The organism is Pseudomonas extremorientalis, from assembly GCF_001870465.1.
Classification (GTDB): domain Bacteria; phylum Pseudomonadota; class Gammaproteobacteria; order Pseudomonadales; family Pseudomonadaceae; genus Aquipseudomonas; species Aquipseudomonas extremorientalis.
This window is the reverse complement of record NZ_MDGK01000046.1, coordinates 19,379-31,540: the sequence shown is the minus strand read 5'-3', so window position 1 is coordinate 31,540 and position 12,162 is coordinate 19,379. Positions and strand designations below refer to the sequence as shown.

The 12,162-nt window shown below is 66.2% G+C and carries 1 protein-coding gene; it reads right to left on the bottom strand.

Annotation, left to right across the window (positions count from 1 at the left end; genetic code table 11):
• A partial coding sequence (locus BFN10_RS17975) for a non-ribosomal peptide synthetase (protein ID WP_071490812.1) occupies nt 1–11,759 on the bottom strand: 11,759 nt, incomplete at its 3' end.
• Nucleotides 11,760–12,162 lie beyond the last annotated feature (403 nt).

Below are 12,162 nucleotides of genomic sequence, written 5' to 3'. Positions count from 1 at the left end.
CCGCCCGGGCGCGCCATCACCAGGCAGGCGCCGGTGAACAGCGGCCAGAAGAACTCCCACACCGATACGTCGAAGCTGAACGGCGTTTTTTGCAGCACCCGGTCATGGGCTTGCAGGCCATAGGCGTCCTGCATCCACAGCAGGCGGTTGACCACGCCGGGGTGGTCGTTGATCACGCCCTTGGGCTGGCCGGTGGAGCCGGAGGTGTAGATCACGTAGGCACTGACGGCTGGCACGTGAGGGTTGTCGACAGGCTGATGCTGCCAGCTCGGCTGGTCCAGATCGACCACCGGCACCTCCCCCAGCAATGCCCGCGTCGCGCCCTGGGCCAGCACCGCCACCGGTGCGCTGTCCTCCAGCATGTAGGCAATGCGCTCCAGCGGATACGCCGGATCCAGCGGCACATAGGCGGCGCCGGCCTTGAGGATCGCGTACAGGCCGATGACCATGTCCAGGCCGCGCTCCACGCAGATCGCCACCCGCGAATCCGGCTGCACACTCAATTCCAGCAGGTGGTGAGCCAATTGATTGGCCCGTGCATTCAGCTCGGCATAGGTCAATACGCGGTCATCGGCCTTGACGGCGATGGCGTCCGGCGTCCGCATCACCTGCGCTTCGAACAGGCCGTGCAGGGTCTGCTCCAGGTCGTAAGCCACTTCGGAGGCATTGAAACCGGCCAGCAGTTGCTGACGCTCCTGTGCCTCCAGCACCGGCAGGCGGTTGACCGCCCACTGCGGTGCCTGCTCCAGCGCGTCGACCAGGCCCTGCAAGGTCACCTGCAGGTAACCGCAGATGCGTTGCGCGCCAATCGACTTCGCGGTCATCGCGGTGAGGCGGAAACCGTCGCCCTGATCGTCCACGTTCAACGTCAACGGGTAGTTGGTGCGCTCCTCGCTGGTCAGGGTCTGGATGCCTTCCCAGGCCTGGGACACCGGCGCCTGCCGGCTGTCGCTGTGGCGGTAGTTGAGCATCGCGCTGAACAACGGCTGCGGCGCGGCAACCCCGCTGCAGCGTTGGGCCAGGGCCAGGGACGCGTGTTCATGGCCAAGCAGCGCGGTCAGTTGTGCATGGGTCTGCTTGACCGCAGCGCGTACGCCGCGCCCATCGATGTCCACGCGCAACGGCAAGGTATTGATGAACATGCCCAAGGCACGGTCACTGCCTTTGCCGCCTTGCATGCGGCCCAGCAGCACGGTGCCGAACACCACGTGTTCCTGGCCTGACGTGCTGGCCAGCACCCGCGCCCAGGCCAGGTGGAACAGGCTAGCGGCACTCACCCCCTGCAAGCGGGCCTGGGTGCGCAGGCGCTGGTTGAGCGACGGGTCCAGGTTCAGTTGCAGCTCTTCAATGGCGTTGCCGTCGCCGCGTACATCCTGCAAGCCAAACGGCAACGTCGGCTCGCTGATATCGCCGAGCATCCCGCGGAAGAACTGCTCATGCTCCGCTTCGCTGACGCCCAGGCGGGCCTGGGCTACGTAGTTGCGGTACGGCGTGGCCGCACCGCTCGGCTGCGGCAGCCCGAGCAGGCTGGCCTGCATCTCGTGACGCACGCCGTCGAGCGCCGTGTGGTCGAGGGCAATGTGGTGGAACAAGAGGATCGCGACCACCCGCTGATGCGCCGGGTCCGGCGCATACACCAGGCGCACCAGCGGCGCCTGGCTCATCGGCACACGGTACTGACGCGGGTCGAAGCGCTGGTGCAGGTGCTCAAGCGCATCCGCCTGCACCGCCAACTCGGCCTTGCGCCACACCACTTGCAGCGGTTGCGCCAGGCCCTCCCAGACCACGGCGGTGCGCAGGATATCGTGACGGTCGATCACCTGCTGCAACGCCTGGGCAAAGGCATTCAGCCGCTCGAGGTTGTCGAACGCCAGGTGGGATTGCAGCAGGTACGGGTCGCCCTGCCCGGCCGTGATGTGGTGGTAGAGAATGCCTTCCTGCAACGGCGCCAGTGGGTAGATGTCCTGCACGTTGGCGGCGCCGCCGGGCACCTGGGCGACCACGTGATCAATCGTCGCCTGGTCGAGTTGCACCAATGTCAGCAAGTCCGGGGTGATGCGTCGGCAATCGGCAGCAATGCGATTAACCGGCACCTGCACTTCGCGACCGCTGCCGACAGCGGCGGCCAGTGCGGCCAGGGTCGGCTGGCTGAACAGCACGCGCACATCGGCACTCAGGCCGATCTGGCGCATGCGTTCGATCAGGCTGACGGCCAGCAATGAATGGCCGCCGAGCTCGAAGAAGTGGTCATGGCGCCCCACCCGTTCAACCTGCAGCACTTCGGACCAGATGCGCGCCAGAGTGGTTTCCACGTCGCCCTGGGGGGCTTCGTATTCGCGGGTCAGCAGCGCAGTCTGGTCCGGCTCCGGCAGGGCCTTGCGGTCCAGCTTGCCGTTGGCGGTCAGGGGCAGTGCCTGCACCTGCACATAGGCGACCGGCACCAGGGCCTCGGGCAACCGGGCTTGCAGGTCGGCACGCAGGGTCTCGATAGCCAGCGGTTGCCGTGCGGTGAACCAGGCGATCAGGCGGCCTTCACGCACCAGCACCACCGCTTCGCCGACGCCTTCCACGGCAGCCAGGCAGTTTTCGATCTCCCCCAGCTCAACCCGCACGCCACGCACCTTGACCTGGTCATCGTTACGGCCCAGGTACTCGATATTGCCATCGGGCAACCAGCGCGCCAGGTCGCCGGTGCGGTACATGCGCCCGGCGTTGAACGGGTCTTGCAGGAAACGTTCGGCGGTCAGGTCCGGGCGGTTCAGGTAACCCCGTGCCACGCCGCTGCCGCCCACGTACAACTCGCCTGCCACGCCCACCGGCACCGCACGCAAGTGCGCGTCCAGCAGGTAGACACGGCCGTTGGCGATGGGCCGCCCGATATGCAGCACCTGCCCGGCGCGTACGCGGCCAGAGGTGGCAACCACCGTGGCTTCGGTGGGGCCATAGTTATTGATCACGGCAAAGCGTCGCTCCTGGGTGAACTGGCGCAGGCGATCACCGCCGATCAGCAGGATGCGCAAGGTCGGGTGTTGCAACTGCTGGCCGAAGGCGTATTCGGCCACCGGGGTCGGCAGGAAGCTGACGTCCAGTGGTTGTGCCAGCCACCAGGCCAGCAGTTCGTCGATGTTTTCATTGCCGACATCGGCCGGCGGCAGGTGCAAGGTAGCGCCCACACACAGCGCCGGCCAGACTTCCCAGGCCATCGCGTCAAACCCGAAACCGGCGACGCTGCTGGTGTGGCTCGTCGTATCCAGGCCAAAGGCTTCGCAGTGCCAGTGCACCAGGTTTTCCACGCTGCGGTGTTCCACCATCACGCCCTTGGGCTGGCCAGTGGAGCCGGAGGTGTAGATCACGTAGGCCAGGTGCGCAGGGGTCAGGAGGCTGAGCTGCGGATTGCTGACGGCATGCTGCAGCAGACATGGGTCGTGCAGGTCCACCGTGGCGATGTTGCCCAACAGGTCGCGGGTACTGGCTTCGGCCAGCACCGCCACCGGCGCGCTGTCCTTTAGCAAATAAGCGATGCGCTCGGCGGGATACGCCGGGTCGATGGGCACGTAACCGGCACCGGCCTTGAGAATGCCCAGCAAGCCCACCAGCATCTGCGGGCCGCGACGACAGCACAGGGCTACTCGGTCGTCGGGCTGTACACCGAGTGCCAACAGGTAATGGGCCAGTTGGTTGGCGCGCCGGTTGAGCTGTTCGTAGGTCAACGCCTCACCGTCTTGCATCACCGCGATAGCCTGGGGTTGGCGTTCGGCCTGCACCTCGAAGGCACCGTGGACGGTGTGCCCCTGCGGGAAATCCTCGGCCGTGGCGTTGAAATCACGCAGCAGGGTTTCACGCTCTGCCGCCGGCAGGATCGTCAGCTGGTTGAGCAGGGTCTTCGGTGCGTTTTCCAGGCAGGCCACCAACTGTTCTACAGCGTTATGCATATAGGCACACAGGCGCTGGGCGCCGATCTGCGGCAGCGCCAGTACCGTGAGGCCAAAGCCTTCACCCAGGTCATCCACGCTCAAGGTCAGCGGGTAGTTGCTGCGTTCCTCGCCGCCGAGCAATTGCACGCCTTCCCAGATGCCGTGGCCGTCGCGAGCCATTTCACCGGGGCTGCTGTGACGGTAGTTGAGCAAGGCGCTGAACAGCGGCGATGCACCTGCCACGCCGCTGCAACGCTGGGCCAGCGCGAGGGACGCGTGTTCATGGCCGAGCAAGGCACTCAAGCGCCCGTGGGTGGCCTTGACCGCAGCGGCGGCAGTGGCTGCCACGTCCACGCGCAAGGGCAAGGTGTTGATGAACATGCCCAGCGCACGGTCCGCGCCATCACCGGCCTGCATGCGCCCCATCAACACGGTGCCGAACACCACGTCGTCACGCCCGGATACCAGCCCCAGCACCTGCGCCCAGGCCAGGTGCATCAGGCTCGCGGCGCTGACGCCCAGTTGCCGCGCCTGCTCGCGTACCCGTTGGGCCAGCGCGGTATCCACGGCCTGTTCGGCTTCCTCGATATCGCGTCCATCGCCCTGCACGTCCTGCACGCCGAACGGCAAGGTCGGCTCATCCACATCGGCGAGCATGTCGCGGAAGAACGCCTCGTGTTCCTCCGCGCTGACGCCAAGGCGAGCCTGGGCCACGTAGTTGCGAAACGGCGCCGCCTCGGGCAAGTCCTGGGCCTGGTTGAACATGAACGCACGCATTTCCTGGCCCACCACTTCCATGGCGGTGTGATCGAGCGCCAGGTGATGGAACAGCAGGATCGCCGCCACACGGTGATTCGCAAGATCCTGGGCATACACCATGCGCAGCAACGGCGCCTGGGTGATGTCCAGGCGGTAGTGACGGGCATCGAAGCGTGCATGCAACTGCTCGATGATGTCGCCTTCGACCGGGTCCAGGTCGACCTCTTGCACGATCAGTTTCGCCTCGCGCCACACCACTTGCACCGGGCTGTCCAGGCCTTCCCAGACCACGCCGGTACGCAGGATGTCGTGGCGGGCCACCACCTGTTGCAGCGCACCCATGAACCCCTGCAAGCGCTCCAGGCTGTCGAACGCCATGCGCGATTGCAGCAGGTACGGGTCGCCCTGCTCGGCGCTGATGTGGTGATAAAGAATGCCTTCCTGCAACGGCGCCAGCGGGTAGATGTCCTGCACATTCGCCGCGCCGCCCGGCACGTTCGCGACGATACGTTCGATGGCTGCGGGGTCGAGTTGCACCAGCGTCAGCATCGACGGCGTGATCCGGGTGCACCCCTTGGGGATGCCATTGGCCGGCACCACGATTTCCCGGCCACTGCCCACGGCAGCGGCCAGCGCCGCCAGGCTTGGCTGGCTGAACAACACGCGTACGTCGCAGCTCAGGCCGACCTGGCGCATGCGCTCGATCAGGCTCACCGCCAGCAGCGAATGCCCGCCCAGTTCGAAGAAATGATCATGACGGCCAACCCGTTCCAGCTTGAGCACGTCCTGCCAGATCTGCGCCAGCTGGGTTTCCACTTCGCCTTCCGGCGCCTCAAAGCCACGGCTGAGCAGCGCGCTCTGGTCCGGCACCGGCAGGCCCTTGCGGTCGAGTTTGCCGTTGGCGGTGAGCGGCAGCAGCTCCAGCCACACATACGCCGACGGCACCATGTAGTCCGGCAACTGGCCTTGCAGGTGAGCGCGCAGGGCTTCAATCTCCAGCGCCACACTGGCCGTGTAGTAGGCCACCAGGCGCTTGTCGCCGGGCTGGTCTTCGCGGGCCAGCACCACCACGTCCTTCACGCCCGGGAAACTGGCCAGGCAGGTCTCGATCTCGCCGGGTTCGATACGAAAACCACGGATCTTCACCTGCAGGTCATTGCGCCCCTGATACAGCAAGGTGCCGTCGGCCTGCCAGCAGGCCAGGTCACCAGTGCGGTACAACAGGCCCTCGCCGAAGGGGTTCGGGATAAATTTCTCGGCAGTGAGTTGCGCTTGGTTCAAATACCCCGTGGCCACGCCCGCACCGCCGATGTACAGCTCGCCGACCACACCCAACGGCAGTGGTTGCTGGCGCGGGTCCAGCACGTACGCCTGGGCATTGGCGATCGGGCGCCCGATGGGGATGCCGCCCTCGCCGCCCCGGGTGATTTCATGGGTGGTGGAAAACGTGGTGGCTTCGGTGGGCCCGTAGCCATTGAGCAGGTGCCGGGGCTTGCCGTGCCTGAGCACCCGGTCGATCACCTGCGGGTCGAGGACATCGCCGCCGACGATCAGGTAGCGCAACTGCGCGAATACCGGCAACAGCGCGTCAGCGTACTGGTGGAACAGCCCGGCGGTCATCCACAGCACGCTGACGGATTGCTCCTGCAACAACGCGGCGAACGCGGCCTGGGACAACAGCACCGCATGCTCGACCACCACCACACAACCGCCATTGAGCAGGGGCGCCCACACGTCGAGGGTGCTGGCGTCGAATGCCGGGTTGGAGGCGAAGGCCACGCGGTCGCGGGCGTTGAAATCGGCATAGCCGTTATTGAGCACCAGACGCGAGATGGCGCGGTGCGGCACTTGCACGCCTTTGGGTGCGCCGGTGGAGCCGGAGGTGTAGAGGATATAGGCGACGCTTTCGGCAGACTGCGGCAGCTCAGGGTTGCGCGGCGACAACGTGTCCAGGTTCAAGTCGGCCAGGGTCGTGAGCACCCGGTGCGCGCCGCTGTCCTGCACGATGAATGCCTGGCGTTCGACCGGCGCGTTGATGTCCAGCGGTACATACACCGCACCGCACTTGAGGATCGCCAGTTGGCAGATCAGCAGGTCGAGCGAGCGCGGCAGCGCGATCGCCACGCTCTCGCCAGGTTGCACATCCTGGTTGAGCAAGTGATGGGCCAGGCGGTTGGCACGCCGGTTGAGGTCGCGGTAACTCAGGGACAATGCGCCCTGCACTGCCGCGACCGCTTCCGGACGGGCCAGCGCCTGGGCTTCGAACAGCTGGTGCACGGTAAGGTGCGCCGGGTACTCACGGGCGGTGGCGTTGAAGTCCACCAGTATCTGATGACGCTCGGCGGCCGGCAGGATCGACACGGCCTGCAACGGCGTGGTCGGCGCCTGTTGCAACGCCGCCACCAGATGGCGCAGCGCGGTGAGCATATAGTCCCCCACGCGCTGTACATCCAGGCTCGCGACGCCTTGTACCGTCAGGGCAAAGCCTGTGCCCAGGTCATCGACGTTGAGCACCAGCGGGTAGTTGCTGCGTTCCTCGGAACTGAGGATCTGAATGCCGGAGGCCGCGAACGGGTTGTCTCCCGGCGCGTCCCCCGGCGCACTGTGGCGATAGTTGAGCAAGGTGCTGAACAGCGGCAGCGAACCCGGCACGCCACTGCAGCGCTGGGCCAGGGACAACGACGCATGTTCATGCCCGAGCAACTGCGCCAGGCGCGCATGGGTGGCGCGCACGCCGGCTTGCACACCCACGGCACCGAGGCTGACCCGCAGCGGCAAGGTATTGATGAACATCCCCAGCGCCCGGTCGGCACCTTCGCCGCCTTGCATGCGCCCCAGCAGCACGGTGCCGAATACCACCGACTGCTGGCCGGACACCTGCCCCAGCACCTGCGCCCAGGCCAGGTGCACCAGGCTCGCGCTGCTCACGCCCAGTTGCCGCGCTTGTTCGCGCAGGCCCAGGCTCAGTGCCGGCTCCAGAGGCAAGTGGGCCTCGATGATGCCGCTGCCATCGCCATTCACGTCCTGCAGGCCGAAGGCCAGGGTCGGCTCGTCGATATCGCCGAGCATCTCGCTGAAGAACGCTTCGTGCTGGGCCTGGCTGACCCCAAGCCGCGCCTGGGCCACGTAGTTGCGGTACTGCACGGCGGCGGGCAGTTGCGCGCTGTTGCCGGCCAGGCTGGCGCTCATTTCTTCCACCAGCACTTGCAAGGCCGTGTGGTCGAGCAGGATATGGTGCAACAGCAGGATGCCGACAAACCGGCCCTGCTCTTCGGCGTAGACAAAGCGCATCAGCGACGCACGGCTCAAGTCCAGTCGGAAGTGACGCGGGTCGAAGCGTAGCTGCAACTGCGCCAGCGGTTCGTCGATACGTTCCACGGTCAGCGCCGCCTGGCGCAACACCACCTGCACCGGCTCGTTGAGGCCTTCCCAGAGGATCGCGGTGCGCAGGATGTCATTGCGCTCGATCACGCTGTGCAGCGCCTGGACAAACGCATCCACCGCCACCTGGTCGTCAAAGCTGAACTGCACCTGCAACACGTAGGGATCGCCCTCGGTGGTTGCCAGGTGGTGATACAGGATGCCGGCCTGCAACGGCGCCAGGCCGTAGATGTCCTGCACATTGCTGATGCCGCCGGGCACGCTCTGGATGATGTGGTCGAGGCCAGCCTGGTCCAGCTCCACCAGAGGCAGCATGTCCGGGGTGATGTGCTGGGTGGCGGTGGTGATCCGGTTGGCCGGTACCAGCACCTCTTGCTGACCACCCACTGCGGCGGCCAGCGCCGCCAGCGTCGGTTGGCCGAACAGCACGCGCACATCGGCGCTGAGATCGACCTGGCGCATGCGCTCGATCAGCTTGACCGCCAACAGGGAGTGGCCGCCGAGTTCGAAGAAGTTGTCGTCACGCCCCACCCGGTCAAGCTTGAGCAGGTCTTGCCAGATCGCCGCGATGGCCGTTTCCACCGCGCCTTGGGGCGCCTGATAACCCCGGCGCGCCAGGGCATCGGCATCGGGTGCGGGCAGCGCCTTGCGGTCGAGCTTGCCGTTGGTGGTGAGCGGCAATTTATCCAGTTGCACAAAAGCACTGGGCACCATGTAGTCGGCCAGGCTCTGCAACAGATGGTCGCGCAGATCGGCCGCACGCAGCTCGCCCTCGCTTATCACGTAGGCCACCAGGCGCTTGTCGCCCGGCTGGTCTTCCCGGGCGATGACTACCGCGTCACGCACGCCCTCCGCGCTGGCCAGGTGCGCTTCGATCTCGCCCAGCTCGATACGGAAACCGCGGATCTTCACCTGGTCATCGTTGCGGCCCAGGTATTCGACGCTGCCGTCGGCCAGCAGGCGGCCAAGGTCGCCGGTCTTGTACAGGCGCTGGCCGGTGGCCGGGTCGACCAGGAAGCGCTCGGCGGTGAGCGCCTCACGGTTGAGGTAACCGCGCGCCACCCCGGCACCGCCCACGTACAGCTCGCCGACTACGCCCAGCGGCAACGGCTCGCGGCGCGCGTCGAGTACATACAACTGCAAATCGGGAATGCGCACGCCAATCGGGCTGACGCCGACCAACTGCGCATCCGCCGCTTCCAGGGCGCGATAGGTCACGTGCACGGTGGTTTCGGTGATGCCGTACATGTTCACCAGTTGCGTGCCGGCGTTGATCGCCCGGGCGTACCACGGCTTCAGCACGCCCGGTTCCAGCGCCTCGCCGCCGAAGATCACCTGGCGCAGGGAATGGGACCGGGGGTTCTGGCCTTGCGCGGCGATCAATTGGCGGAAGGCGCTGGGCGTCTGGTTGAGGATGCTCACGCCCGCTTCGCAGAGCAGCGTGTAGCACTCGTCCGGCGAGCGGCTGACCAGTTGCGGCACGATCAGCAACTGGCCGCCGTGCATCAGCGCGCCCCAGATTTCCCATACCGAGAAGTCGAAGGCAAAGGAATGGAACAACGCCCAGACGTCGTTGCGGTTGAAGCCGAACCAGTGTTCGGTGGCGGTGAACAAGCGCGCGACCTGGCGGTGTTCGATCATCACGCCCTTGGGCTGGCCGGTGGAGCCGGAGGTGTAGATCACATAGGCCAGGTGGGCCGGGCTGAGGTCGACGCGGGGGTTGACGATGGATTCGCCGCGCAAGCCGTTGAGGTCGATCTGCGGCAGGTCGCCGACCAGGTGGCGCGTATTGGCCTGCACCAGCACCGCCAAGGGTGCGCTGTCGGCCAGGGTGTAGGCGATGCGTTCCTGCGGGTAGGCCGGGTCGATCGGCACGTAGCCGGCGCCGGCCTTGAGGATGCCCAGCAGGCCGATGATCATCTCCGGGCCGCGCTCCACGCAGATCGCCACGCGATCATCCGGGCGGATGCCCTGGGCCAGCAGGCGATGGGCGACCTGGTTGGCACGTTCGTTGAGTTGGCGGTAGCTGATGCGCTGATTGTCGAAGCGCAGGGCAATGGCGTCAGGCTGGGCGGCGGCGTGGGCTTCGACTTGAGAGTGGATCAGCGCGGTATCGGCGTAATGCGTGGCGCTGTGGTTGAGGCCGTGCAGCAGGGTATGGCGTTCGGCGTCAGGCAGGATGTTCAGGCCGCTGAGCGGCATATCCGGTCGCTGCTCAAGGGCGTCGGCCAGGCTTTCCAGGGCGGTGTGCAGGTAGGTGGCGACACGTTCGGCGCCGATGGAGGCATCGACCATCACCGTCAGCGCGAAATCTTCACCCAGGTCGTCGACGTTGACCGTGAGCGGGTAGTTGGTGCGCTCCTCGGCGCTGAGCACGCGGATGCCCTCGGCCACCTCGATCACCTCGGCCATGTCCGTGGCGGCGCTGTGGCGGTAGTTGAGCATGGCGCTGAACAACGGCGTCGGTGCCGCCACGCCACTGCAGCGCTGGGCCAGCGCGAGGGACGCGTGTTCGTGGTTGAGCAATGCCGTGAGGCGCTCGTGGGTGGCCTTGACCCCGGCCCGCACGCCCTGCTCGCCCACATCCACGCGCAATGGCAGGGTGTTGATGAACATGCCCAAGGCCCGTTCACCGCCCTCGCCCGCCCCCATGCGCCCGAGCATCACGGTGCCGAACACCACTGAGTCACGCCCGGCGACCACGCCCAATACGCGGGCCAGCGCCAGGTGCATCATGCTCGCCACGCTCACGCCAAGCGGGCGGGCCAGGGTGCGCAGACGGCGGCTCAGTGCGCTGTCGACGGGGACCCGTGCCTCGTCGATGCCCAGGCCATCGCCCTGCACATCCTGCAAACCGAACGGCAGGGTCGGCCCGTCGATATCCGCCAGCATCTCGCGGAAAAACGCCTCATGGGCCTGCTCGCTGACGCCATGGCGCACCTGGGCAATATAGCTGCGGAACGGCACCGGCTCACCGGCCTGGGCTTGCTCGCCGGCCAGGTACAGCTGGATCTCGTGGCGCACTACGTCAAGGGCGGTGTGGTCGAGGATGGTGTGGTGAAACAGCAACGTTGCCGCCACACGCCCGTCCGCTGGATCTGCGGTATACACCAGGCGCAGCAGCGGTGCCTGGCCCAGGTCCATGCGATCGGTGCGCGCCTCGAAGCCAACGGCCTCGCACGCCAGGGTCGCCTTGCGCCACACCACCTGCAACGGCTCGTCGAGGCGCTCCCAGACCATCGAAGTGCGCAGGATGTCGTGGCGATCGATCACCCACTGCAAGGCTTCGGCAAACGCCTGCAAACGTGCGTGGCTGTCGAACTCGAACTGCGCGTGCAGCACGTAGGGATCGCCCTGTTCCGCCGACAGATGGTGGTAAAGCATGCCCTCCTGGAGCGGCGCCAGCGGGTAGATGTCCTGCACATTCGCCGCGCCACCGGGGATGGCAGCGACGATACGGTCGATGGCCGCCTGGTCGAGGCTGACCAGCGGCAGCATGGCCGGCGTGATGCGGTAGGCCGGGCTCAGCCAGTCACCGCCATGTTCGGCGACCAGCTCCAGCAGGCGCGGCTTGTGGGCGATCAGTTGATCCCACAGCGCATCGTCCAGCGCCTCGTCGTCACCCAGGATGACCAGGTCGCCTTCTTCCCGTTGCAGACGGATCGCATGGGTGGAAATCGCTGCCAATAATTCGCTGAACTGCATGGGGGTAACCTGCCTGATAAGTCACGGTTGAGGAGAAAGTCCGTTTTCAGCTACCGCTTGGATCGGGTCTGCTGGACGCCCGCCATTAAAAAAAGCGGGCGCAGCCGGGGGCCTGGAGAGGCTTCCGGCAGGCTTGGAAAATTAAGGGATTTGGCGGACGGGGGGTGACATGGGAAGCGGGGACAAGGCGGGACGGGGTTGGTTCAATTTAGCTTGCTGTGGCGAGCAGGCTTGCCCTGCGTTGGGCTGCGAAGCGGCCCTAATCCGGCTACCTCGTTTTACCTGAAAGAACACAGCGGTCTTGATGGGGCCGCTTCGCGCCCCAACGCAGGGCAAGCCTGCTCGCCACAGCAAGCCTGCTCACCACAACAGCCCCATTCACCACAGCAAGCCTGCTCACTAC